The organism is Qipengyuania oceanensis, from assembly GCF_009827535.1.
GTDB lineage: Bacteria > Pseudomonadota > Alphaproteobacteria > Sphingomonadales > Sphingomonadaceae > Qipengyuania_C > Qipengyuania_C oceanensis.
This window is the reverse complement of sequence record NZ_WTYN01000001.1, coordinates 1,528,576-1,551,982: the sequence shown is the minus strand read 5'-3', so window position 1 is coordinate 1,551,982 and position 23,407 is coordinate 1,528,576. Positions and strand designations below refer to the sequence as shown.

The following is a 23,407-nucleotide window of genomic DNA, read 5'->3' as shown; positions in this document are numbered from 1 at the left end:
TGCCGATGCCCGGCCCCGAAGACATCGTCCTGCATCACTACGATCGCTCGCCGTTCTCGCAGAAGGTGCGCGAACTGCTCGGGATGAAGGGGCTGGCCTGGCACTCGGTGCAGATGCCCGACCGGATGCCGAAACCCGATCTTGTGCCGCTCACCGGCGGGTATCGCCGCGCGCCGGTGATGCAGATCGGGGCCGACGTCTACTGCGACAGCCAGGTCATCATGGCCGAGATCGAGCGGCGGCATCCCGAGCCTGCGACCGACATAGGTCCGGGCTGGGCGGTGAACCTGTGGGCCGACCGGCTGTTCTTTCCGCCGACGGTTGCGATCATCTTCGGTTCCATGGGCGACCGGGTCGATCCCGGTTTCGTGGCCGACCGCGAGAAGCTATCGGGCCGACCCTTCGATGTCGCGGCGATGGGACGGGCGGTGGAACCTGCCAAAACGCAATGGCGGGCGTTTGCCGGGTGGATCGAGCAAGCACTGAACTCCACGGACTTCCTCGCAGGCGAGCGGCCCGGTATCGCCGACGTCGCGGCGCATATGAACATCTGGTTCCTGGCCAACACATTCCCCGACCTCGCCGAAGAGCTGCTGGAGGGGCTGCCGCAGGTAGCGAAATGGCGGGAACGGCTGGCGGGATGCGGGCAGGGCGAGCGCAACGAGATCACCGGCAGCGAAGCCCTCGATCTCGCGCGCAAGTGCGAACCGGCCCCCTGCCCGGTCGCGCATGATCCGGTCTCGGCTTCCGGAATGGATAGCGGCGCAGAGGTGGTCGTGATGGCCGACGATTACGGCCGCGATCCGATCGCGGGCACGCTCGTCGCCGCCAGTCCCGAGAGGATCGTCATTGCGCGCGACGATGGCGATCTGGGCGCTATGCAGCTCCATTTCCCGCGCGCCGGCTTCGTCCTCTTGCCGAACGGCGGCTGACCGTTCCCGTCACGCAAAGAAAAAGGCCCGGCGGATCGCTCCACCGGGCCTTTCTTTATGGTCTCGGGTCGGTCGGGACTTAGAAGCCCATTCCGCCCATGCCGCCCATGTCGGGCATTGCCGGGGCAGCGCCCTTGTCTTCCGGCTTGTCGACGATCGCGGCTTCCGTCGTGATCAGCAGGCCGGCCACCGAGGCAGCGTTCTGCAGCGCGGTACGCACGACCTTGGTCGGGTCGATCACGCCGGCAGCAACGAGGTTCTCGTAGGTGTCGGTCGCAGCGTTGAAGCCGAGCGTTTCGTCGTTCCCGTCGATCAGCTTGCCCGCGACGACCGCGCCGTCATGGCCGGCGTTCTGGGCGATCTGGCGCACCGGAGCCTGCAGGCCACGGCGAACGATGTCGATGCCGCGGGTCTGGTCTTCGTTGGCACCGGTCATGCCTTCGAGCGACTTGGCAGCGTAGAGCAGCGCGGTACCGCCGCCCGGGACGATGCCTTCCTCGACCGCGGCGCGGGTAGCGTGGAGAGCGTCGTCGACGCGATCCTTGCGCTCCTTCACCTCGACTTCGGTCGCACCGCCGACCTTGATCACGGCAACACCGCCGGCGAGCTTCGCCAGGCGTTCCTGCAGCTTTTCACGGTCGTAGTCCGAACTGGTGTTGTCGATCTGCGTGCGGATTTCCGAAACGCGGGCCTTGATGTCGCCCTCGTCACCGGCACCGTCGACAATGGTGGTGTTGTCCTTGTCGATGGTGACGCGCTTGGCTTCGCCGAGCATGCCGAGCGTAACGTTTTCCAGCTTGATGCCGAGGTCTTCGGAAATCATCTCGCCCTTGGTCAGGATCGCGATGTCCTGCAGCATGGCCTTGCGGCGATCGCCGAAACCCGGAGCCTTGACGGCTGCGACCTTGAGGCCGCCGCGCAGCTTGTTGACCACCAGGGTCGCCAGCGCTTCGCCTTCGATGTCTTCCGCGATAATCAGCAGCGGACGCCCCGACTGGACGGCCGCTTCGAGCACCGGCAGCATCGCCTGCAGGTTCGACAGCTTCTTCTCGTGGATCAGGATGTACGGGTTTTCGAGTTCGACCGTCATCTTGTCCGGGTTGGTGATGAAGTACGGCGACAGGTAGCCGCGGTCGAACTGCATGCCTTCGACGGTCTCGAGCTCGAATTCGAGGCCCTTGCTCTCGTCGACGGTGATCACGCCTTCCTTGCCGACCTTTTCCATGGCTTCGGCGATCTTCTCGCCGACTTCACGGTCGCCATTGGCCGAGATGATACCGACCTGCGCGATTTCGGAGGAGCCGGAAACTTCCTTGGAACGGCCCTTGAGATCGGCGACGACCTTTTCGACCGCGAGGTCGATGCCGCGCTTCAGGTCCATCGGGTTCATGCCGGCCGCGACCGACTTCATGCCTTCGGTCACGATCGACTGGGCGAGCACGGTGGCGGTGGTGGTGCCGTCACCGGCGGCGTCGTTCGACTTCGAGGCGACTTCCTTGAGCATCTGCGCGCCCATGTTCTCGAACTTGTCCTTGAGTTCGATTTCCTTGGCGACGGTGACGCCGTCCTTGGTGATGCGGGGTGCGCCGAAGCTCTTGTCGATCACGACGTTGCGGCCCTTGGGGCCGAGGGTGACCTTGACGGCGTTTGCGAGCGTGTCGACGCCCCTGAGGATGCCTTCGCGAGCGTCGCGGCCGAACTTTACGTCCTTGGCTGCCATGTGTGTTTCTCCTGAAATGTCGTTTGTGTCTGGGAAGCAGTCGGTTCAGCGGATCAGGAAATGATCCCCATGATGTCGCTTTCCTTCATGATCAGCAGGTCTTCGCCATCGAGCTTGACCTCGGTGCCCGACCACTTGCCGAACAGGATGCGATCGCCTGCCTTCACGTCGAGCGCGGTGACGGTGCCGTCTTCGGCCTTGGTGCCCGAACCGACGGCGACGACTTCGCCCTCGCTCGGCTTTTCCTTGGCGCTGTCGGGGATGATGATGCCGCCGGCGGTCTTTTCGTCGGCCTCGATACGGCGGACGAGAACGCGGTCGTGCAACGGACGGAATGCCATGATGGACCTCTTCCTTGAGTAACTGGTTGATGTTCGATTGGCACTCTCGCCCGGAGAGTGCCAGCGCGGCGCAAATGGGGTGGCGCGATTGCAGTGTCAACGGGTGGGGCGACAAAAAATTTCCGCAGTTTTCGACGCGGCGACCGTCAGTTCAGGCGGGTCGAGCCGTCAGCCCGAGGCGGTCGCGCCGTGCCCACCGCCATGTCAGCAGCCCGGCGGAAAAGACAAGCCCGGTCGCCAGGCCGATCCATACGCCCGTGCCTTCCAGCGGCGTGTTGAAGCCGAGCCAGATGGCCGTGCCGAAGCCCGGCACCCAGTAGCTGAAGATCGCGATCCACATCGGCATGCGCGTGTCCTGCAGGCCACGCAGTGCCCCTGCCGCCACCGCCTGGACCCCGTCGAACAGCTGGAAGGCGGCCGCGATGACCATGTACTGGACTGCGAAGCCGACCATGGCGGCATTGGCGGGCGCGTTCGGGTCGACGTAGATCCGCAGCAGCAGCGTCGGGGCCAGGATCATCGCGCTGGCGGTCAGGCACATGAAGGCACCGCCCATCGCGATGCCCACCCAGCCGGCCCGGGCGATCGCCTCGCGGTTGCGGGCGCCGTAGTGATAGCCGACCCGGATCGTTGCCGCTTGGCCGATGCCGAACGGGATCTGGAAGGCGAGCGCGGCGATCTGCAGCGCGACCGTGTGGCCGGCAAGTTCGGACGCTCCGATCCGACCCATGAGCAGCGCGGCGCCGCTGAACAGGCCTGCCTCCGCGATGATGATGACCATGATCGGCGTGCCGAGGCGGATGATCTCGCGCAGTCGTTCCCACTCGGGTCGCCACCAGTTGCCAAAGATGCGATAGCGCCGCAGCCGCCGGTCCCACAGGATCGCGACAACGTAGCTCAGCAGCTGGACCAGCGCAGTCAGCACGCTGGCCAGCGCGGAGCCTTCGAGGCCGAGGGCAGGTGCGCCAAGGTTGCCGAACACCAGCGCGTAGTTGAACAGCAGGCTCGCGCCGAGCGCGATGAAGGTGATGGCAGTTGCGAAGATCGGGCGCCCGAGCGCGCTGACGAAATTGCGCAATACGCTCGACAGCACCATCGGCACCATCGCCCACAGGATGATGCCGAGGAAAGCCCCGGCGCGCCGCGAGAGCTCGGGCGTCTGTCCGCTGGCGAGCATGAGCGCCTCGCCTTGCGCGCACAAAAGCATGCCGAACAGACCGCTCGCGACGGCTAGCCACAGTGCCATGCGGACCGAGCGACGCACTTCGCGCACCGCGTGCTTGCGCCGGCCGAGCTCCTCCGCGATCAGCGCCGCGACGATTCCGCACAGGCCGGTCAGGGCCCACATGGTCAGCCCGAACAGCGCGATGCCGAGCGCCGATGCCGCCAGTTCCTTCTCGCCGAGCCGTGCGACGAACACGACGTCGACCGCATGGACCAGCATCTGCAGCAGGTTGGCGAGCGCCAGCGGCCAGGCGAGCCGGTAGGTGGCGGCGATCTCGTCGCGCCAGCCGTCGCTGCGGATCCGCAGGGGCACAGAGGCGTGGGTTTCGTCCATTGGATACGTCTGCGCGCACGATCCGAGTCGCGAGGGCAGCCGGTCCGGATAATGGAGCCTCGCAGCAACCGGAAGCGCGTCTGCGCGTTGGGGCCATCAAACGCTTCAGCTTGCGGCAATCCGGCCACAGCCATTGCGCCCGGCTCCACTTCAGGGATCGCTCGAATGACCAGAACAGACTTGGCCTTGGCAACTCTCGTGGCGGTGGCCGCGGCAGCCTCGATCGGCGCAGCGCCCGCACAGGCCGGCGAGGTCTACGGCGGGGCCTACGTCCACGCTGTCGATACCCCGTTTACCTTTGATACGGGCGAGGGCGGGGTCGACGCGCAACTGGGCTATCGCTTCGATCCCGTGACTGACAAGCTCGGCGGTCCGCAGCCCTATATCTTCGGTTCGGTCAATTCGGACGGCGGCACCAATTTTGCCGGTGTCGGCCTGAGCTGGAAGGCCGAACTCGGCCCCGTCTATCTGCGGCCCGGCGTGGGGCTGGTGGTGCACGATGCGCCCGGCTTCCGGGTCGACCCGGAAACCAATTTGCGTACCGATCTCGGCAGCCGCTTGCTGTTCGAGCCTGAAATCGCGATCGGCACGCAGGTCAGCGAGCGCTTCTCAATCGAAGCGAGCTGGGTTCACATCAGCAATGCGCGCCTCTTCAACTCGCGCCAGAATCCCGGCATCGATGCAATCGGCATCCGGCTGAACTACCGCCTGTAGTCCAGCCGGACGCGAGCGCCTCGGGCAGGTTCAGCCCCCCTTGCGGGAGGCTTCCAGCCGCGCGAGCACCTCGGCAGGCCAGGTCACGCGGGTCTGCGTCTGCGGGTTGAGCTGGTCGTCGGGATACTGCGCCGCTTCAGCAGCGGCGATTTCCTCGGCCGAGAGAAATTCGCTCGGCTCGAGCGCGAAGATGTCGAGCCCGCGGGTGATCTCGGTCGCGTAGATGCGGCCCTTGTACCAGTAGACCGACCAGTATCCGCCCAGCACCAGCTGCTCGTCATCGATCGGGCCGCGGTCGAAATAGGCGATCTCGAACGGGTTCTTGGGATCGGTGAAATCCATCACGCTGACGCCGCCCTGGTACCAGGCCTGGACGAAGATATCGCGGCCCGGCACCGGAATGATCGAGCCGTTGTGGGCGACGCAGTTCTCTTTCTCGCCCTGCGGAGCGGGAAGCTTGTAGGTGCTCTGGTAGGTCAGCCGTTCGCCGTCGATGGTGTAGATGGCATCGGCGCCCCAGTTGCGCGGATCGCTCGCCTGGCAGCGCGGGCGACCGCCGCCGCCCCATTCGTCGGTGAACAGCACCTTGGTGCCGTCGTTGTTGAAGGTCGCCGAGTGCCAGTAGGCGAAGCCCTTGTCGGTGACGTCGGCGATCCGCTTGGGCTTCAGCGGGTTGGAGATGTCCATCACGATGCCATTGCCCGAACACGCGCCGGCGGCGATCTTCTTGGCCGGATAGACGGTGATGTCGTGGCACTGGTTGGTGATGTAGGTTTCCTGCGTTCCCTCGCCATGGTCGCCGCCGCGCCAGAGGCCGGCGATCTGCCCGTCGCGGGCGAAGACGCGCGGCGAATCGACGATCCGTGCAGCCGAGGGATTGGCGACCGGGATCTCGATCACGTCGATGCTGAACAGCGCGGTGCGATCATCGCCCGGCGTGTCGATACAGCCCGCCAGTTCCTGGTCGTCGCGCACGTAGCTCGTGCCCGAATTGTAGACGACGATCCGGTCGTCGTCGGACGAGACGATCGAGTGCGTATGGCTGCCGCGGCAGGTCTGGACGATGCCGACCTGCCTGGGACGGGTGACATCGGAAATATCGAAGATCCGCAGGCCGCGCAGCCGCTCCTTGCTGACCTTCTCGGGTACCCCCTGGAGCCCGCAATCGACGCGGCCCTTGCTGTCCTCGACGCTCATGATCAACAGGTCGCCGACCAGCGAGACGTCGCCCTGTCCGCCCGGGCACACGGTCGAGCTGACCAGCGCCGGCACGCCGTCCTGGCCGAGACGGTAGATGTTGAACCCGTGGTAGGAGCCGGTCACCAGCAGGTCGTCCTTGAACGCCATGTCGGTGTTCCAGAACGTCAGCAGCGAGCCGCGCTGGCCGAACTGGGGATCGGTTTCGTCGCCCTCGTCGGCGTCGCCACCGGTCGATTCAGCCTTCTCGTCACCGGACTCGATGCGCGGCTGCAGCTGGGCCGGGTTGTCCGGGTCGAAGAAGCCCGGTGCCTTACCCTGCGCGGCGACGAGACGCATGTTGCTGATCGCTTCACCCGCATCGCGGAAACCCGCCGCAAGCGTCGCGCGCGGATCGGTCGACAGCTTGGCGAGCAGCGCGTTCATACGCTTTATTTCGGCTTGCTGGTCGGAGACGACTTCGTTGGTGAAGGCGTAGACGGTCGGTTCGTAGGCCGTGCCCGGCTGGCGATGCAGCTGTTCGACCATGTCGACCGCGCCCTTGTGATGGGCGATCATCAGCTGCAGGAACTTGCGATCGAACGCAGTGCCCGAGAGGCGTGCGAGCTCGGCCATGTCGGCGGCGCTGGCCATGCCCATCATCGTGTGGCCGGCATGATCCATATGCGCCATCTTGATCGGCTCACCGCGGGTCTCGAGCCATTCGCGCATGAACTTCATCTCGTCGGCCTGCCCGGCCTCGATCCGGTCCGCAGTGGCGACGACGGCTTCGTTGTTGGTCCGCTTGGCGACGAGCTTGGCCATTTCGACCGCTTGCTGGTGATGAACGATCATGCCCTGCATGAAGGCGACATCGCCGGGAGCGTAATTGACCCCTGCCACCGCGATCGCCTGTTCGGGCGAGATGACCTGCGAGGGAGCGCCCGGAGCGCCCGGATGCACGATCGGCGCGCTTTGCGCGAAGGCGGTCGAAGATGCGAGAGCAAGGGCAGAGGCGCCGGCAAGGCGCAAGGTCATGATGTGCAAGTGCAAGTCCCCAAGATTCCAGTTGTCCTGAGCTTGCTAACTACCCGAATGCGCGTCGAGGGGAAGTGCCTGTGTCGAGCCGTATCTGTCGTTCGTCGGGCGGGCTCCGGACCGCGGCCTCGCGCACGAAAAAGGGCGGCGCCTCGCGGCACCGCCCTTCGACAATCGCAGATGCGAGAAAGAGGCTTACTTGAGCTCGACGGTACCGCCGGCTGCTTCGATCTTGCCCTTGATTTCTTCGGCTTCCGCCTTGTTGACGCCTTCCTTGAGCGGCTTGGGCGCGCCTTCGACGAGACCCTTGGCTTCGGTGAGGCCCAGGCCGGTGATGGCGCGGACTTCCTTGATGACCTGGATCTTCTTGCCGCCGTCGCCGGTGAGGATGACGTCGAATTCGTCCTTCTCTTCGGCGGGAGCTGCGGCATCGCCACCACCGGCGGGGCCGGCTACGGCAACGGCAGCAGCGGCGCTGACGCCCCACTCTTCTTCCAGTGCCTTGGCGAGTTCGGCCGCCTCGAGGACGGTCAGCTTGGAAAGGTCTTCGACCAGCTTGGCAATATCGGCCATGTTATATCACTCCAGAATTGATGGGGCAGAAAGTTGCGCCCCGGATGTTTCGTATCGAATGCGTTGAACCGCTTACGCTGCGTCCTTGGCGCCATAGGCACCGAACACGCGGGCAAGCTTGGCTGCGGGGGCGTTGACGACCTGGGCGATTTTTGTCGCCGGGGCGTTGACGAGACCCACGATCTTGCCGCGCAGCTCGTCGAGCGAAGGCATCGAGGCGAGCGCCCGGACCCCTGCTTCGTCGAGCACCTGGCTCCCCATCGAACCGCCGACGATTTCGAGCTTGTCGTTCGTCTTGGCGAATTCCACCACGGCCTTGGCGGCCGCAACCGGATCTTCCGAATATGCGAGGGCCGTGGGGCCGTTCAGATATTCGTCGATACCGGAGTAGTCGGTGTCTTTCAGGGCGAGCTTGGCGAGGCGGTTCTTCGCAACCTTGTAGGACGCACCGGCTTCACGCATCTTCGCGCGCAGATCGGTGGACTGGGCCACCGTCAGGCCGAGGTTGCGGGTGACTACCACCACGCCGCTCTCGTTGAAGACTGCATTGAGCTGGGCGACCGACTCGGATTTCTGCGAACGATCCATGCCATACTCCTTCAATATGATCGGCCGGGATGGCTCCCGGACGACCGGCTACGTGTGTCCATGCCGGAAAACCGGCACGGGCGAGTCCGTCGATCAGGGAAGGAGGGTGCAATTTGCACCGGAGTGCGACAGGCCACGAGGGGCCGCGCCGCATGAATTTCTCTTTTCCCCGCCTAGGCTGGAAATTAAGACCGGCAAATCCCGGCCACCAACTGTCTCGGACGGATGACCACGGGCGAGCCCGCAGTCGGTGCGCGCCTCTAGCGGACTGGCGGATCGAGTCAAGTCAATCCGGTGTCCGGAGTTCGACTTGCCGCCCCACGCGCCCGGTTGCCAAGGAATCGCCCGCGCCTATACTCGACGGCAGGGAGCGCCTGCGTCCACAGCGGGCGAAGGGGGTAACATGGTCCTGCGACTGTTCGTCCGGCTGACGATCTTCTACGCCATCGTGACCGGCGCGGTCGCCACGGCGACCCTGCTCGTCCCGCATTTTGCCGATTACCTGCCGATCGGCGGCGCTCAGTCGCTGCTGTCCGGCCCGACCGGCGATCCGTTCGACAGCATCGAGATCGGCGCGAGCCGGGTCGCCAATCTCGGCGGTTCGATCGTCTGGCTGGTGATCGCGATCCTCGGCGCGCTGTTCACCACGTTGCCGGTCACCTGGACCTACATGGCGAGCCGCAATCGTGCCGAGTACGACCAGGCCCTGGTCGAGACCATGATCGTCCTGCCGCTGGCGGTGACCGCGATCGTGGTGATGGTGCACAATTCGCTCGCCCTGGCATTCTCGCTTGCCGGGATCGTCGGCGGCGTTCGCTTTCGCAACACGCTCAAGAGTTCGGGCGATGCGATCTACATCCTGCTGGCAATCGGCATCGGCCTGTCGGCCGGCATCGGAGCGCTGGAGATCGCGCTCGTGATGACGGTGCTCTTCAACTACACGATGACCTTCCTGTGGGTCGCCGACTACGGCGCCCTGCGCGGCGCACACCGCTATCTGAGGCCCAACCACCTGCCCCCCGAAACGCAGGAGGAGCAGGAGGCCGAAACCATGCCCGCGCACTCCGACAAGCCCTGAAGATGCGTCGGCTATCCACCTTCGGTCTCGTCCTCGCGCTGGCGGGCTGCCAAGCGGACGACCCAGAAGGCGCGGAGAATTTCGCGCTGCCGACGAACCTGCGCGAGGTGTCGGGCCTCGCCGTGGCCGGACCCGATCGCGTGTTCGCGCACGACGACGAGTTCGCCATCGTGCACGAGTTCGACACGAAGACAGGCCGCATCGTGCGCTCCTTCGCGCTGGGCAAACCGACCATCGAAGGCGATTTCGAAGGTATCGCGACCGATCGCACCGGGCGGATCTATCTCGTCACCAGCGACGGGCTGATCTATGCCTTCGACCCGGGCGAACACCGCCAGCGCGTCGCCTACAGCGCGCACGACAGCGGCATCGGTCCGCGCTGCGAGCTGGAAGGCCTGTCGCGCGCGCCGGACGATGATCACCTGTTGCTCCTGTGCAAGCGGCTGCGGGTCGGCGAAGAAACGCCGCGGCTGGAAATCTACCGCTGGAAGCTCGGCACCGAGCATGCGGACCTGACCCCGTGGCTGGCGATCCCGCTGGCCCGGTTCCTCGACAGCGACCAGCGCGCGCGCTTCGCGCCGTCCGGCCTCGAATGGGATGAGGCGCGCCGCAAGCTTTTCGTCGTCTCGGGCAGGAGCCATCTGCTTGTGGAGATCGACGAGACGGGAGAAGTGGTATCGATCCGCTCGCTCGATCCGCGCCGCCACCGCCAGGCCGAGGGGATCGCGATCCTGCCGGGCTGCAAGCTGGCGCTCGCGGACGAGGGCTCGGACACGGCCAAGGCCCGCCTCGCGATCTATCCCTGCCCCTGAGCCGTTACCGGCAGTCGTCGAGCAGGTTCTTCTGCAGGGCGGCATCGTCGGCGATGTCGGCGAAGAAGCTCGCCAGGTAATCGCGCACCTGTGCCCTGTTCTCCGCGTCGAGCCGGGGGATGGCTGCAATCGCGCTTTCGAAATCCGTCCGCTGGGCGCGGAATCGTGCTGCGAGCGACGGCATGAGATCGTTGAACTGGCAGAAGCCGCGGTACTTTCGTTGCTTCACATCGCGGATGCCGAGCGTTTCGTTGACCTCGGCATAGGGCGCATCGACGATCCCCGAACTGTCGAAATCGTAGGGGACCGGCGTCATCCCCGTGCTGCCCGGCTCCTTCGCTTGCAGGAGCTTGGAATTGTGGCAGCAATCGCCCGGCTTCGGGCCGACGATCATGGCCCAGTCGGTATTACCGATCATGTACTGGAACAGCGCGTAGCGGGCGGCATCCTGCCGATCGAGCGACCTTGGAGAAATCCGGTCGACATCGACCTCTTCCATGCCCAGCCGGCGTGCCGTGTCGTCGGTATCCTCGATGAAGAAGCCCAGCTTGCGATCCACGACCTCGCCCTCGTCGACGTAGGTGATCTGTGCCAGCCGCACCATGTGGCTTTTGGGCGTGGCGACGTTGAACAAGCGGTAGGCCGCGTATTCGCGCAACACGAGCTGTTCCGCCGACGACCTCGTCAGGCAATGGGTGACGAGCTTGATGCTGCCCTGCTTGCGGAAGAGCGAGCCGTCCGCCTTCGTCTCGGGGAACTTCACGCGTAGCGGCGGGAACCTGCAGCTTTTCTGGCGGCGCGAGAGCCCGCGCGCAGACAGCTCGATCGGCAGCGTCTCGCCCGCGGTGGCCAGGATTGCCGGATAGGCATCGGTAGAACGTTTCGCCTTGCGCACGATCTGCTTAATCGGCCCTGTGATCGTCACTTCGAGCACGGCATCCTCTGCGAACAGGGGCGTCACCTTGCCGGCTGTCTCCTGCGCGTTCGCGACCGATGGCAGGGCGAGCGCCGCGGCGAGCGCGATCGGGAATGTCCTCAAGGGTCGTCTCCATCCGGTTGCTGGTCGAGCGAATGTGCGGCCCATGTCCCGTCGGCCCGGCGTTCGTGCGCGGTTACTCCGTCCGGCGTGATTTCGAGGAAGCTGGCAGGTCCGCCGTAATGCGCCGAGATGCCGGTATCCGCCCGGATCAGTTTCCCGTCGTTCGAGGCGAGAATGCCTTTCACCGAAGGCGTGTGCCCTACCACCAGCCGCGCTGCATCGTGATAGGTGAGGACTTGCGCCAGCTCGTCGGCGATCGATGGCCGGGCCGCATCCGCCGCAACATCCGCATCGCGCATCACGTTGCCGCGATACCAGAGCGGACCGAACGGGTCCTGAGCAGCCGTTCGGTCGGTTTCGTCTCCTGGCCCGAGCGCCGCGTGGATCGCCGCGTTGATCTCGTCCAGCGGCCGCAATGCGCGTTCGATGCTGAGGCCGCCGTGAACGAAAAGCGTGTCGCCGATTTTCACCGCGGCCGGAAGCGATGCGGCCCAGCGGCCCAGTTCGCCATCGGGCCGCCATGCCTGCCGGTGTTCGAGAAGGCCGGGCGGGTTCGCCTCGAACCACAGCTTGCGTATCGCCGAAACGGGAAGGTCGGGATCATCGCTCCTGTAAAAATCGACGATGCGCTGCTCGTTCGCTCGCCAGACGGCTTCGCGGCGTGCAGCCGACTTTCGATCGACGAAGGCGGCGTATTCGCCCGGATGAACGTAGCGAAGGTCTCCGGAGACATTCATCGCTTCGTGATTGCCGATCAACAGCACGACCTTGCCGCCGGCTCCGGGGGCCTGAAGCTGCAAGGCGCGCAGCCGTTCGATGATCGCGAGCGAATCGGGTCCACGGTCCGTAACGTCGCCAAGTTGGACGAGAACGGTCTCGCCGCCAGCCCACTCGCCTTGCGTGTCGACGAGGCCGGCGGCGGTGGCGATCGCTTCCCAGGCCGGTAGATCGCCGTGGAGATCGCCCACCGCGACGATCCGTTGCGCATCGCCCGGTGCCTGCGCGGACGCGGAGACGGCGCCCATGAAGAGCGCCGTCGCCAGTATCGTCAGAAGCTGTCTGAGCATGCCCCCCGAGTCTCCCGCGCCCAGCTTACCATAGGCAGTCGAAAAGCGAAGCGCGGGCGGCCGGGGCGGGTCAGGCCTGGTAGCCGAGCAGGTCTCCAGGCTGGCATTCGAGTTCGCGGCAGATAGCCTCGAGCGTAGAGAAGCGGATCGCCTTGGCCTTGCCGGTCTTGAGGATCGACAGGTTGGCGAGGGTCAGGCCCACCCGCTCGGCCAGTTCGGTCAGGGTCATGCGGCGGTCGTGCAGCAGATCGTCGAGCTTGATCACGATGTTGGTTCCTTCGGTATCGTTGCCCATCACACGGTCCCTTCCAGGTCGGCGCGCATCTCGGTTCCCTTGCGGAAGACGCGGGCGAGGACGAACAGGGTGAGGATCAGCAGGATGCCGCCACCGTCTACGCCGACATCGATGTTACCGGCGTCCTCGCCTGCAACCTTCGTGATGTAGACGGCCAGGGCGGCGACCGGGATCGAGATCGCCGTGATTGTGAGCATCAGCCACGCCATCGCCGTCAGCCGGTCCGCGTTGTCGGGCGTGAACGGGTCTCCTTCGCTGACGCTCTGCACGATGTGCAGCATGTGCCGGAAGAACCGGAACCCCAGGTACAGGAGGCCGGCCACCACGAGCAGCAGGGCGACGATCAGCCAGTAGAGGCTTTCGGGCGCGCCTGCTTCGACGATCTGCGCCGTGGCTTTTTGGTAGAAGACGAGCAGGGCGGGCACGGTGAGGGCGACGGCCACCCCGGCAAACCCGACGACGCCGAGCAGGAAATAGATGATGCCCTTGCAGACGGTCAGCAGGGGGTCTGATTTGATCGAAGTCATGATGGCTCCTTTCGGCTTTCGGATCGGGCCGGGTTTCGGGTCAGGCGAGTTCGGGTGCGTAGATCCCCGTCACGCTGTCGGCTTGGGGTACGGTCACCACCGGCCCGATCGTCCCGACGGCGATCAGGAGAGCGGCGAAGGCAGCGATGAGATTGGTCTGGATGGTCGACATTTTCGTTCTCCGATATGTGTCTAGTTGAAAATCGATGCGTCCAATATCGATAATCAATAATCTCGGAACGCATATTGTCAAACGATAATATCGAAAAACGATAATAGCGTGAAAAATGGCGGATTTTTGCCAGCCAGCCTCACCTGTGGCAGGCAGCGGGCGGGCCCGGGGGAGGACGGAATGCGAGCGAATCGAATCGGACTGGGTGCGGCGATGGCGCTCTGCCTGGCGGGATGTGCCTATGGCCGGATCGACCGGCTGCCCGAGGAGATGGTCGCCCGGCCGGAAGAGAACCGGGATCTCGTCGCCGCGATTCTGGCAGGCGATGGCGAACGCGCCGATTACCTGCTCTCGACAGGAGCGGACGTCGACCAGCGCGGCGCAGGCGGTGCGACGCCGCTGATCGCCGCTGCTGCCACCGGCTCGCGGGCCCTTGCCGCGCGGCTGCTGGACCTGGGCGCCGACAGTGCGGCAGCCGACGATACCGGCAGGAATGCGCTCGCCCATGCGCTCGAGCGCGACGACGAGCCGATGGTGATGCTGCTGGTCGAATACGCCCGGCAGAACTATTGAGAGTTTCGCGAGCGATCGCGCTTGGCCGCGGTTGACGCTGCGCCGCACCATTCCTATATGGCTCCCCGACCGCACGCTTCGAGCGAGTCCGATTCATGCGCGGGAATCGGGCACAGGATGGAAGCGGCGTTTCCATAATCGCGACGCCGGCTGCAGCGACACCCTGCCAAGAAGGGGCCGTCATGCTGCGGCCTTTTTGCGCGTCCGATTTGGGCCTGACCCCGCGCGAGGCATGACACATTCGCCGGGGCGCTTCCGCCTCGGCCAGACCAAGAGGCGAACACTCTCCCATGGCAACCAAGGCGAAGCCGCAGAAGAAGGCCGGCACCAACACCGGCACCTCCAAGAAGCGCATCCGCAAGATCTTCGGCGACATTCACGAAGTGGTGCAGATGCCGAACCTGATCGAGGTCCAGCGCGAAAGCTACGAGCAGTTCCTGCGCTCCGATCCCGCGATCGACTACGTATCGGGCCTCGAAAAGACCCTGCGCAGCGTCTTCCCGATCCGCGACTTCGCCGGCACCGCCGAGCTCGATTTCGTCCATTACGAACTCGAGCCGCCCAAGCACGACACCGTGGAATGCAAGCAGCGCGGCATCACTTATGCCGCGCCGATGAAGGTCACGCTGCGCCTGATCGTCTTCGAGGTCGACCAGGAAACCGAAACCCGTTCGGTGCTCGATATCAAGGAGCAGGACGTCTACATGGGCGACATGCCGCTCATGACCGAGAACGGCACGTTCATCATCAATGGTACCGAGCGCGTTATCGTCTCGCAGATGCACCGTTCGCCGGGTGTGCTGTTCGACCACGACCGCGGCAAGACCCATTCCTCGGGCAAGCTGCTGTTCGCCGCACGCATCATTCCCTACCGCGGTTCGTGGCTCGATTTCGAATTCGACGCCAAGGACATCGTCAACGTCCGGATCGACCGCAAGCGCAAGCTGCCGGTCACCGCGCTGCTGTACGCGCTGGGCCTCGATGCCGAGGACATTCTCGACCATTTCTACAACACCGTCGCGTGGGAACGCGTATCGGGCAAGGCCGGCGACGGCTGGAAGATCCCGTTCGTGGCCGACCAGTGGCGCGGCCAGAAGCCGGCCTTCGCGCTGGTCGATGCCAAGACCGGCGAGGAAGTCTTTCCCGCAGGCCAGAAGATCAGCCCGCGCGCTGCCAACAAGGCGGCCAAGGACGGTCTCGAGACGCTGCTGCTGCCGACCGACGAGATCTTCGGTCGCTATGCGGCCAAGGACATGATCGACGAGAAGACCGGCCGCATCTACATCGAGGCCGGTGACGAGGTGTCGCCCGACAATCTCGAGGTTCTCGACGGCGCGGGGGTCGACAAGCTCGAACTGCTCGACATCGACCACATCACCACCGGCCCGTGGATCCGCAACACGCTCAAGGTCGACAAGGCCGAGAACCGCGACGAGGGTCTCGAGGCGATCTACAAGGTCATGCGTCCGGGCGAACCCCCGACGAAGGAAACCGCCGAAGCGCTGTTCGAAGGCCTGTTCTTCGATGGCGAGCGTTACGACCTGTCGGCCGTCGGCCGCGTCAAGCTCAACATGCGTCTCGACCTCGATGCCGAGGATACGGTAACCACGCTGCGCAAGGAAGACATCCTCGCGGTGGTCAAGGAACTGGTCGACCTCAAGGACGGCAAGGGCGAGGTCGACGACATCGACAACCTCGGCAACCGCCGTGTCCGTTCGGTCGGCGAACTGCTGGAAAACCAGTACCGCGTCGGCCTGCTGCGCATGGAGCGCGCCGTGAAGGAGCGCATGAGCAGCGTCGACGTGTCGACCGTCATGCCGAACGACCTGATCAACGCGAAGCCCGCGGTCGCCGCGGTGCGCGAGTTCTTCGGTTCCTCGCAGCTCTCTCAGTTCATGGACCAGACCAACCCGCTGTCCGAAGTGACGCACAAGCGCCGCGTGTCGGCGCTCGGGCCGGGCGGTCTCACCCGCGAGCGTGCCGGCTTCGAGGTGCGCGACGTCCACCCGACGCATTATGGCCGCATCTGCCCGATCGAAACGCCGGAAGGCCCGAACATCGGCCTGATCAACTCGCTCGCCAGCTTCAGCCGGGTGAACAAATACGGCTTCATCGAGACGCCGTACCGCCAGGTGAAGGACGGCAAGGTGACCGAAGACGTCGTCTACCTGTCCGCCATGGAAGAGCAGAAGCACACCGTCGCACAGGCTTCGGCCGAACTGACGGAAGACGGCAGCTTCGTCGAGGAGCTCGTCAGCGCTCGCCAGAACGGCGACTACTTCATGGCGCCCCGCGAACAGATCACGCTGATGGACGTCAGCCCCAAGCAGCTCGTGTCGGTTGCCGCATCGCTCATTCCGTTCCTGGAAAACGATGACGCCAACCGCGCACTGATGGGCTCGAACATGCAGCGCCAGGCCGTCCCGCTGGTGAAGGCGGAAGCGCCTTTCGTCGGCACCGGCATGGAAGAAACCGTGGCGCGCGACAGCGGCGCGGCGATCACCGCCACCCGCGGCGGCATCGTCGACCAGGTCGACGCGACCCGGATCGTGATCCGCGCCCAGGGCGATGTCGAAGCCGGCCAGTCGGGCGTCGACATCTACACGCTCGTCAAGTTCCAGCGTTCGAACCAGAACACCTGCATCAACCAGCGTCCGCTGGTGAAGGTCGGTGACGTGGTCGAAGTCGGCGACATCATCGCCGACGGTCCCTCGACCGATCTCGGCGAGCTGGCACTGGGCCGCAACAGCCTCGTCGCCTTCATGCCGTGGAACGGGTACAACTACGAGGACTCGATCCTGATCTCCGAACGCATCGTGAAGGACGACGTGTTCACCTCGATCCACATCGAGGAATTCGAGGTCATGGCCCGCGACACCAAGCTGGGTCCGGAAGACATCACCCGCGACATCCCGAACGTCGGCGAGGAAGCCCTGCGCAACCTCGACGAGGCGGGCATCGTCTACATCGGTGCCGAAGTGCACCCGGGCGACATCCTGGTCGGCAAGATCACGCCGAAGGGCGAATCGCCGATGACCCCGGAAGAAAAGCTGCTGCGCGCCATCTTCGGCGAAAAGGCCAGCGACGTGCGCGACACCTCGCTTCGCCTGCCGCCGGGCGTGGCCGGCACGATCGTCGAGGTGCGGGTGTTCAACCGCCACGGCATCGAGATCGACGACCGTACCCGCGCGATCCAGAACGAGGAAATCGAGCGCCTGCGCAAGGACAGCCAGGACGAACGCGCGATCCTCAACCGTGCGACCTACAACCGCCTGCGCGACATGCTCGTCGGGCAGACCGCTTCTGCCGCGCCGAAGGGCGTCAAGAAGGGCGTGGTGATCGACGAGGATCTTCTCGAAGGTCTCGATCGCTTCGAGTGGTTCAAGTTCGCAGTCGCGGACGATGGCCGCCAGGCGCAGATCGAGGCGGTCAAGTCGCAGTACGACGAAGCCGTAAAGCTGATCGACGAGAAGTTCGAAGACCGTAAGGAAAAGCTCGAACGCGGCGACGAACTCGCCCCGGGCGTGCTCAAGATGGTCAAGGTCTTCGTCGCGGTGAAGCGCAAGCTGCAGCCGGGCGACAAGATGGCCGGCCGTCACGGGAACAAGGGCGTCATCAGCCGCATCCTGCCGATCGAGGACATGCCGTTCATGGAGGACGGAACCCCGGTCGACATCGTGCTGAACCCGCTGGGCGTGCCATCGCGCATGAACGTCGGGCAGATCTTCGAGACTCACCTCGGTATGGCTGCCCGCAACCTGGGTATGCAGATCGGAGAGCAGCTCGAGGAGTGGAAAGCGGCCAATCCGAATGCGGCTGAAGACTATGCCAAGGCGAAACCGCCAGAGGCAGTCATCGCCCGCCTGAAGGACGTCTACGGCGAGCAGTACCACGAAGAGATCGACGGTCGCTCGACCGCCGAGATCGTCGAGCTTGCAGGCAACCTGAAGACCGGCGTCCCGATGGGTACGCCCGTGTTTGACGGGGCGCGCGAAGGCGACGTGACGACCGAGCTGGAAAAGGCCGGGCTGCACAGCTCGGGCCAGTCGGTGCTCTACGACGGTCGCACGGGCGATGCCTTCGACCGCCGCGTCACGGTGGGCATCATCTACATGCTCAAGCTGCACCACCTCGTCGACGACAAGATCCACGCTCGCTCGATCGGCCCCTACAGCCTCGTCACCCAGCAGCCGCTGGGCGGTAAGGCGCAGTTCGGCGGCCAGCGCTTCGGCGAGATGGAGGTCTGGGCCCTGCAGGCATATGGCGCTGCCTACACGCTGCAGGAAATCCTGACCGTCAAATCGGACGACGTGATCGGCCGGACCAAGGTCTACGAGGCGATCGTCAAGGGCGACGACACCTTCGAGGCGGGCATTCCGGAGAGCTTCAACGTTCTCGTCAAGGAAATGCGCAGCCTCGGCCTCAACGTCGAACTCACCTCGCTCAACGATGGCGAGGAAGAGGACGACTGGGGCCAGATCGCGGCGGAGTAATTCATGACCCGAGCCAAATGGATCATTGCCGCTGTGGCGAGCATGTGGGCTGGTTTCGCCAGCTACATTCTCATCGATGGAAGCGACGGTCCGGCTTGGGGCGCACGCGCCATATTGTTTTTTATCGCTGCCCTTTTTCTAATTTGGGGCGGCAGGAAATATCTGGTTCCAATGGACCTCCGCGCCAAATGGCACGAAGCCGTTGCCCAATTTCCCCGCGCTAAGGGAACTGAGAAATGAACGAACTGACCAAATTCACCAACCAGCTGGCCAAGCCGGAAACCTTCGACCAGATCCAGATCGGCCTCGCATCGCCGGAACGGATCCGCTCGTGGTCCTTCGGCGAGATCAAGAAGCCCGAAACGATCAACTACCGCACGTTCAAGCCCGAGCGTGACGGCCTGTTCTGCGCGCGCATCTTCGGCCCGGTGAAGGATTACGAGTGCCTGTGCGGCAAGTACAAGCGCATGAAGTACAAGGGCGTCGTCTGCGAGAAGTGCGGCGTCGAAGTCACCGTGACCAAGGTCCGCCGCGAGCGGATGGGCCACATCGAACTGGCGGCCCCGGTCGCGCACATCTGGTTCCTGAAGTCGCTGCCGTCGCGCATCGGCCTGCTGCTCGACATGCAATTGAAGCAGCTCGAGCGCGTGCTGTATTTCGAGGCCTACATCGTGACCGAGCCGGGCCTCACCCCGCTCGAGAAATTCCAGCTGCTGACCGAGGACGAACTGCTCGAAGCGCAGGACGAGTATGGCGAAGACGCATTCAGTGCCGGGATCGGTGCCGAAGCGGTCAAGATGATGCTCATGGATCTCGACCTCGAGCAGGAACGCGATGACTTGATGGAAGAGCTCGCGACGACCAAGTCGAAGCTGAAGCCCGCCAAGATCATCAAGCGCCTGAAGGTCGTCGAAAGCTTCATCGATTCGGGCAACCGCCCGGAATGGATGATCCTCGAAGTGATCCCGGTCATCCCGCCGGAACTGCGCCCTCTGGTTCCGCTGGACGGCGGCCGCTTCGCGACGTCGGATCTCAACGATCTCTACCGCCGCGTGATCAACCGCAACAACCGCCTCAAGCGCCTGATCGAACTGCGCGCGCCGGACATCATCGTCCGCAATGAAAAGCGCATGCTGCAGGAAGCCGTCGACGCACTGTTCGACAACGGCCGTCGTGGCCGCGTGATCACGGGCGCCAACAAGCGTCCGCTCAAGTCGCTGTCCGACATGCTCAAGGGCAAGCAGGGCCGCTTCCGCCAGAACCTGCTCGGCAAGCGCGTCGACTATTCGGGCCGTTCGGTCATCGTGACCGGGCCGGAACTCAAGCTGCACCAGTGCGGCCTGCCCAAGAAGATGGCGCTCGAGCTGTTCAAGCCGTTCATCTACGCCCGTCTCGACGCCAAGGGTCTGTCGATGACCCTGAAGCAGGCGAAGAAGTGGGTCGAGAAGGAGCGCAAGGAAGTCTGGGACATCCTGGATGAAGTCATCCGCGAACACCCGGTTCTCCTCAACCGCGCCCCGACGCTTCACCGTCTCGGCATCCAGGCGTTCGAGCCCGTCCTGATCGAAGGCAAGGCGATCCAGTTGCACCCGCTGGTCTGCGCCGCATTCAATGCCGACTTCGACGGCGACCAGATGGCCGTGCACGTCCCGCTGAGCCTCGAGGCCCAGCTGGAAGCGCGCGTCCTGATGATGTCGACCAACAACATCCTCTCGCCCGCTAACGGCAAGCCGATCATCGTGCCTTCGCAGGACATGGTGCTGGGGATCTATTACCTGTCGATGGAACGGCAGGAGAAGGCTCCGGAATACACCGAGGACAGCGACGGCAAGAAGCACGAGAAGCTGCCGATGTTCAGCGACATGGCCGAAGTGCACCAGGCGCTGGAAACCAAGTCGGTCACGCTCCACACCAAGATCATCGCCCGCGTTCCGCAGGCCGACGAGAACGGCGATGTGGCGATGACCCGCTTCGAGACCACGCCGGGCCGCATGCTGATCGGCGAATGCCTGCCCAAGAACCACAAGGTTCCGTTCGACATCGTCAACCGCCTTCTTACCAAGAAGGACATCGGCGACGTGATCGACGAGGTTTATCGTCACACCGGCCAGAAGGACACGGTGCTGTTCGCCGATGCCATCATGGGCCTCGGTTTCCGCCATGCGTTCAAGGCCGGGATTTCCTTCGGCAAGGACGACATGATCATCCCGGAATCCAAGGACGGCATGATCGAGGAAACCAAGGCGCTGGTTGCCGACTACGAGCAGCAGTACCAGGACGGCCTGATCACCCAGCAGGAAAAGTACAACAAGGTGATCGACGCCTGGAGCCGTTGCGGGGATCAGGTGGCCGACGCGATGATGGAAGAGATCCGCTCGCAGCCGATCGGCGACGACGGCAAGCAGGCGCAGATCAACTCGATCTACATGATGAGCCACTCCGGTGCGCGTGGTTCGCCGGCGCAGATGAAGCAGCTCGCCGGCATGCGCGGCCTGATGGCCAAGCCTTCGGGCGAGATCATCGAGACCCCGATCATCTCGAACTTCAAGGAAGGCCTGACCGTCCTCGAATACTTCAACTCGACCCACGGCGCCCGCAAGGGTCTCGCGGACACGGCGTTGAAGACCGCCAACTCTGGTTACCTGACCCGCCGCCTCGTCGACGTGTCGCAGGACTGCGTCATCGTCGAGGAAGACTGCAAGACCGATAACGCGCTGGTCATGCGCGCCATCGTGCAGGGCGGCTCCGTCATCGCCTCGCTCGGCGAGCGTATCCTCGGTCGCACCACGGCCGAAGACATCGTCAACGCGGCGACCGGCGAGGTCATCGTCAAGGCAGGCACGCTGCTCGACGAGCCGATGGTCAAGGCGATCGAGGATGCCGAAGTGCAGCAGGCGAAGATCCGTTCGCCGCTCGTCTGCGAAGCGGACCAGGGCGTGTGCGCAACCTGCTACGGTCGTGACCTTGCCCGCGGTACGCCGGTCAACATCGGCGAAGCGGTCGGCGTCATCGCGGCTCAGTCGATCGGTGAGCCCGGCACCCAGCTGACGATGCGGACCTTCCACATCGGCGGTGCGGCGCAGCTCAACGAAACGAGCCACCTGGAATCAATTTCCGACGGCACGATCGTCTATCGCGACATGCCGACCATCGTCGACAAGCGCGGCCGGATCCTGTCGCTCGCCCGCAACGGCGAACTCTCGGTGATCGATGCCGAGGGTCGCGAGCGCGAAATCCACAAGGTGCCTTACGGTACCGTCCTGATGCACAAGGACGGCGAGAAGGTGAAGGAAGGCGATCGCCTTGCCGAGTGGGATCCGTTCACGCTGCCGATCATCACGGAGCAGTCGGGCGTGGTCCGCTACCAGGACCTCGTCGACGGCACGACGATGGAAGAACGCGTCGACGATGCCACCGGTATCGCCCAGCGCGTGGTGACCGAACTGCGTGCCTCGGGTCGCAAGAAGAAGGAAGAGCTTCGTCCGCGCCTCACCCTGCTGGGCGAGGAAAGCGGCAAGGGCTCGAGCGACTCCGGTGAAACCGAAGCGGCGCGCTACATGCTCGCTCCGGGCACCACGCTCTCGGTCGAGGACGGCCAGCGGGTCGAAGCCGGCGACATTCTTGCCCGTGCTTCGCGAGAGGCGGCCAAGACCCGCGACATCACCGGCGGTCTGCCGCGTGTTGCCGAGCTGTTCGAAGCCCGCCTTCCAAAGGACATGTCGGTCATCGCCAAGATTTCGGGCAAGATCGAATTCGTTCGCGAATACAAGGCGAAGCGCAAGATCGCGATCATTCCCGAGGAGGGTGAACCCGTCGAGTACCTGATCCCCAAGACCAAGGTGATCGACGTGCAGGAAGGCGACTTCGTGAAGAAGGGTGACACCCTGATTTCCGGCTCGCCCAACCCGCACGACATCCTCGAGGTCATGGGCGTCGAAGCGCTGGCCGAGTATCTCGTGAACGAGATCCAGGAAGTCTATCGACTCCAGGGCGTGAAGATCAACGACAAGCACATCGAGGTGATCGTTCGCCAGATGCTGCAGAAGGTCGAGATCACCGACGGTGGCGATACCACGCTGCTGCCGGGCGAGCAGGTCGATCGCGACGAAATGGACGCGGCCAACGCAAAGCTGACTTCGCGCAAGAAGAAGGCCGAAGGCAAGCCGGTGCTGCTCGGCATCACCAAGGCCTCGCTGCAGACGCGTTCGTTCATCTCCGCCGCCTCGTTCCAGGAAACCACGCGCGTGCTCACGCAGGCCGCGGTCGAGGGCAAGAAGGACACGCTGATCGGTCTCAAGGAGAACGTGATCGTGGGCCGTCTCATCCCGGCCGGTACCGGTGCCTCGATGAACCGCATGCGGGTGACCGCTTCGAGCCGCGACGCCGCGCTGCGCGCTTCGTGGAAGAAGGCACAGGAAGCGATCATCGCCGCCAACAGCGCCGAGGAAGAGCACGCTGCAGAACTCGCGCAGGGTCCCGAAGCAGCGATCGGCGACGATCCGCTGGCCCGGGTCGAAGGGGAAACCCACGGCACCGATGCGGACGCTGGCGATTACCTGCGTGAAGACCAGTCCGAAGCGCCCGACGCGATCGAGAAGAACGACGAGGCCTGAGCGGCCTGATCGACTTCTCGTCGAACACGATCGAAGAGCCCCGCCGGAGTTCGCGCTCCGGCGGGGTTTTTCTTTGGTTGCGATAGGATAGACTGGAG

Annotated in this window: 19 protein-coding genes; 8 read left to right on the top strand and 11 right to left on the bottom strand. The window is 64.4% G+C overall.

Annotated elements, in window-relative coordinates:
* The first annotated feature begins 5 nt into the window (after positions 1 to 5).
* Complete coding sequence (locus GRI48_RS07440) at positions 6 to 932, top strand: glutathione S-transferase family protein (protein ID WP_160673457.1); 927 nt, start codon at positions 6 to 8, stop codon at positions 930 to 932.
* Between the two features lie 79 nt (positions 933 to 1,011).
* Here GRI48_RS07440 and groL read toward each other — a convergent pair whose 3' ends face one another.
* The 3 genes from groL to GRI48_RS07425 form a co-directional block, all read right to left on the bottom strand.
* Positions 1,012 to 2,652 (bottom strand): chaperonin GroEL, encoded by a 1,641-nt coding sequence (gene groL, locus GRI48_RS07435; RefSeq protein WP_160673454.1) that lies wholly within the window; start codon positions 2,650 to 2,652, stop codon positions 1,012 to 1,014.
* Between the two features lie 53 nt (positions 2,653 to 2,705).
* The gene (groES, locus tag GRI48_RS07430) at positions 2,706 to 2,993 is read right to left on the bottom strand and encodes a co-chaperone GroES (protein WP_160673451.1); all 288 of its coding nucleotides are present in this window, start codon (positions 2,991 to 2,993) and stop codon (positions 2,706 to 2,708) included.
* Between the two features lie 151 nt (positions 2,994 to 3,144).
* A complete protein-coding gene (locus GRI48_RS07425) occupies positions 3,145 to 4,551 on the bottom strand; it encodes an MATE family efflux transporter (protein ID WP_160673448.1) in 1,407 nt (468 codons plus the stop codon).
* 165 nt (positions 4,552 to 4,716) lie between these two features.
* Here GRI48_RS07425 and GRI48_RS07420 point away from each other — a divergent pair, with 165 nt between their 5' ends.
* Positions 4,717 to 5,265, top strand: a complete 549-nt coding sequence (locus tag GRI48_RS07420; protein ID WP_160673445.1) for an acyloxyacyl hydrolase — start codon at positions 4,717 to 4,719, stop codon at positions 5,263 to 5,265.
* A 30-nt stretch (positions 5,266 to 5,295) separates the two neighbouring features.
* On the opposite strand, the gene GRI48_RS07415 is transcribed toward GRI48_RS07420, so the two are convergent.
* From GRI48_RS07415 to rplJ, 3 genes are all read right to left on the bottom strand, one after another.
* Positions 5,296 to 7,479 (bottom strand): DUF305 domain-containing protein, encoded by a 2,184-nt coding sequence (locus GRI48_RS07415; RefSeq protein WP_160673442.1) that lies wholly within the window; start codon positions 7,477 to 7,479, stop codon positions 5,296 to 5,298.
* 195 nt (positions 7,480 to 7,674) lie between these two features.
* On the bottom strand, positions 7,675 to 8,052 hold the full coding sequence (rplL, locus tag GRI48_RS07410; RefSeq protein ID WP_160673439.1) for a 50S ribosomal protein L7/L12: 378 nt from the start codon (positions 8,050 to 8,052) through the stop codon (positions 7,675 to 7,677).
* Positions 8,053 to 8,124: 72 nt separating this feature from the next.
* Positions 8,125 to 8,640 (bottom strand): 50S ribosomal protein L10, encoded by a 516-nt coding sequence (gene rplJ / locus GRI48_RS07405; RefSeq protein ID WP_160673436.1) that lies wholly within the window; start codon positions 8,638 to 8,640, stop codon positions 8,125 to 8,127.
* 403 nt (positions 8,641 to 9,043) lie between these two features.
* Here rplJ and GRI48_RS07400 point away from each other — a divergent pair, with 403 nt between their 5' ends.
* Together GRI48_RS07400 and GRI48_RS07395 are read left to right on the top strand one after the other, a co-directional pair.
* Complete coding sequence (locus GRI48_RS07400; RefSeq protein ID WP_160673433.1) at positions 9,044 to 9,718, top strand: DUF4956 domain-containing protein; 675 nt, start codon at positions 9,044 to 9,046, stop codon at positions 9,716 to 9,718.
* A gap of 2 nt (positions 9,719 to 9,720) precedes the next feature.
* Positions 9,721 to 10,530, top strand: coding sequence for an SdiA-regulated domain-containing protein (locus GRI48_RS07395; protein WP_160673430.1), 810 nt, complete (start codon positions 9,721 to 9,723; stop codon positions 10,528 to 10,530).
* Between the two features lie 4 nt (positions 10,531 to 10,534).
* Here GRI48_RS07395 and GRI48_RS07390 read toward each other — a convergent pair whose 3' ends face one another.
* From GRI48_RS07390 to GRI48_RS14425, 5 genes are all read right to left on the bottom strand, one after another.
* A complete protein-coding gene (locus GRI48_RS07390) occupies positions 10,535 to 11,569 on the bottom strand; it encodes a hypothetical protein (protein ID WP_160673427.1) in 1,035 nt (344 codons plus the stop codon).
* Entirely contained in the window at positions 11,566 to 12,636 is a 1,071-nt protein-coding gene (locus GRI48_RS07385; RefSeq protein WP_160673424.1) for a metallophosphoesterase, read from the bottom strand. Before GRI48_RS07385 ends, GRI48_RS07390 begins: the two co-directional genes overlap by 4 nt.
* 70 nt (positions 12,637 to 12,706) lie before the next feature.
* The gene (locus tag GRI48_RS07380) at positions 12,707 to 12,931 is read right to left on the bottom strand and encodes a helix-turn-helix domain-containing protein (protein WP_160673421.1); all 225 of its coding nucleotides are present in this window, start codon (positions 12,929 to 12,931) and stop codon (positions 12,707 to 12,709) included.
* A complete protein-coding gene (locus GRI48_RS07375; RefSeq protein WP_160673418.1) occupies positions 12,931 to 13,458 on the bottom strand; it encodes a DUF2975 domain-containing protein in 528 nt (175 codons plus the stop codon). The genes GRI48_RS07380 and GRI48_RS07375 overlap by 1 nt, the downstream gene beginning before the upstream one ends.
* A 40-nt stretch (positions 13,459 to 13,498) precedes the next feature.
* Positions 13,499 to 13,630, bottom strand: a complete 132-nt coding sequence (locus GRI48_RS14425) for a hypothetical protein (RefSeq protein ID WP_272916735.1) — start codon at positions 13,628 to 13,630, stop codon at positions 13,499 to 13,501.
* Positions 13,631 to 13,810: 180 nt separating this feature from the next.
* On the opposite strand from GRI48_RS14425, the gene GRI48_RS07370 reads away from it, so the two are divergent.
* From GRI48_RS07370 to rpoC, 4 genes are all read left to right on the top strand, one after another.
* Positions 13,811 to 14,203: an ankyrin repeat domain-containing protein gene (locus GRI48_RS07370; RefSeq protein WP_160673415.1), complete on the top strand. Its 393-nt coding sequence runs from the start codon at positions 13,811 to 13,813 to the stop codon at positions 14,201 to 14,203.
* 290 nt (positions 14,204 to 14,493) lie between these two features.
* Positions 14,494 to 18,696, top strand: a complete 4,203-nt coding sequence (rpoB, locus tag GRI48_RS07365; protein WP_160673412.1) for a DNA-directed RNA polymerase subunit beta — start codon at positions 14,494 to 14,496, stop codon at positions 18,694 to 18,696.
* Between the two features lie 3 nt (positions 18,697 to 18,699).
* Complete coding sequence (locus GRI48_RS07360; protein WP_160673409.1) at positions 18,700 to 18,936, top strand: hypothetical protein; 237 nt, start codon at positions 18,700 to 18,702, stop codon at positions 18,934 to 18,936.
* Positions 18,933 to 23,309: a DNA-directed RNA polymerase subunit beta' gene (gene rpoC / locus GRI48_RS07355; protein ID WP_160673406.1), complete on the top strand. Its 4,377-nt coding sequence runs from the start codon at positions 18,933 to 18,935 to the stop codon at positions 23,307 to 23,309. The genes GRI48_RS07360 and rpoC overlap by 4 nt, the downstream gene beginning before the upstream one ends.
* Positions 23,310 to 23,407 lie beyond the last annotated feature (98 nt).

Excerpts from the sequence above, each read along its gene's own strand:
- GRI48_RS07440 (WP_160673457.1), top strand. The coding sequence starts at position 6 with ATGCCCGGCCCCGAAGACATCGTCCTGCATCACTACGATCGCTCGCCG.
- groL (WP_160673454.1), bottom strand. The coding sequence starts at position 2,652 with ATGGCAGCCAAGGACGTAAAGTTCGGCCGCGACGCTCGCGAAGGCATC.
- groES (WP_160673451.1), bottom strand. The coding sequence starts at position 2,993 with ATGGCATTCCGTCCGTTGCACGACCGCGTTCTCGTCCGCCGTATCGAG.
- GRI48_RS07425 (WP_160673448.1), bottom strand. The coding sequence starts at position 4,551 with ATGGACGAAACCCACGCCTCTGTGCCCCTGCGGATCCGCAGCGACGGC.
- GRI48_RS07420 (WP_160673445.1), top strand. The coding sequence starts at position 4,717 with ATGACCAGAACAGACTTGGCCTTGGCAACTCTCGTGGCGGTGGCCGCG.
- GRI48_RS07415 (WP_160673442.1), bottom strand. The coding sequence starts at position 7,479 with ATGACCTTGCGCCTTGCCGGCGCCTCTGCCCTTGCTCTCGCATCTTCG.
- rplL (WP_160673439.1), bottom strand. The coding sequence starts at position 8,052 with ATGGCCGATATTGCCAAGCTGGTCGAAGACCTTTCCAAGCTGACCGTC.
- rplJ (WP_160673436.1), bottom strand. The coding sequence starts at position 8,640 with ATGGATCGTTCGCAGAAATCCGAGTCGGTCGCCCAGCTCAATGCAGTC.
- GRI48_RS07400 (WP_160673433.1), top strand. The coding sequence starts at position 9,044 with ATGGTCCTGCGACTGTTCGTCCGGCTGACGATCTTCTACGCCATCGTG.
- GRI48_RS07395 (WP_160673430.1), top strand. The coding sequence starts at position 9,721 with ATGCGTCGGCTATCCACCTTCGGTCTCGTCCTCGCGCTGGCGGGCTGC.
- GRI48_RS07385 (WP_160673424.1), bottom strand. The coding sequence starts at position 12,636 with ATGCTCAGACAGCTTCTGACGATACTGGCGACGGCGCTCTTCATGGGC.
- GRI48_RS07380 (WP_160673421.1), bottom strand. The coding sequence starts at position 12,931 with ATGGGCAACGATACCGAAGGAACCAACATCGTGATCAAGCTCGACGAT.
- GRI48_RS07375 (WP_160673418.1), bottom strand. The coding sequence starts at position 13,458 with ATGACTTCGATCAAATCAGACCCCCTGCTGACCGTCTGCAAGGGCATC.
- GRI48_RS14425 (WP_272916735.1), bottom strand. The coding sequence starts at position 13,630 with ATGTCGACCATCCAGACCAATCTCATCGCTGCCTTCGCCGCTCTCCTG.
- GRI48_RS07370 (WP_160673415.1), top strand. The coding sequence starts at position 13,811 with ATGCGAGCGAATCGAATCGGACTGGGTGCGGCGATGGCGCTCTGCCTG.
- rpoB (WP_160673412.1), top strand. The coding sequence starts at position 14,494 with ATGGCAACCAAGGCGAAGCCGCAGAAGAAGGCCGGCACCAACACCGGC.
- GRI48_RS07360 (WP_160673409.1), top strand. The coding sequence starts at position 18,700 with ATGACCCGAGCCAAATGGATCATTGCCGCTGTGGCGAGCATGTGGGCT.
- rpoC (WP_160673406.1), top strand. The coding sequence starts at position 18,933 with ATGAACGAACTGACCAAATTCACCAACCAGCTGGCCAAGCCGGAAACC.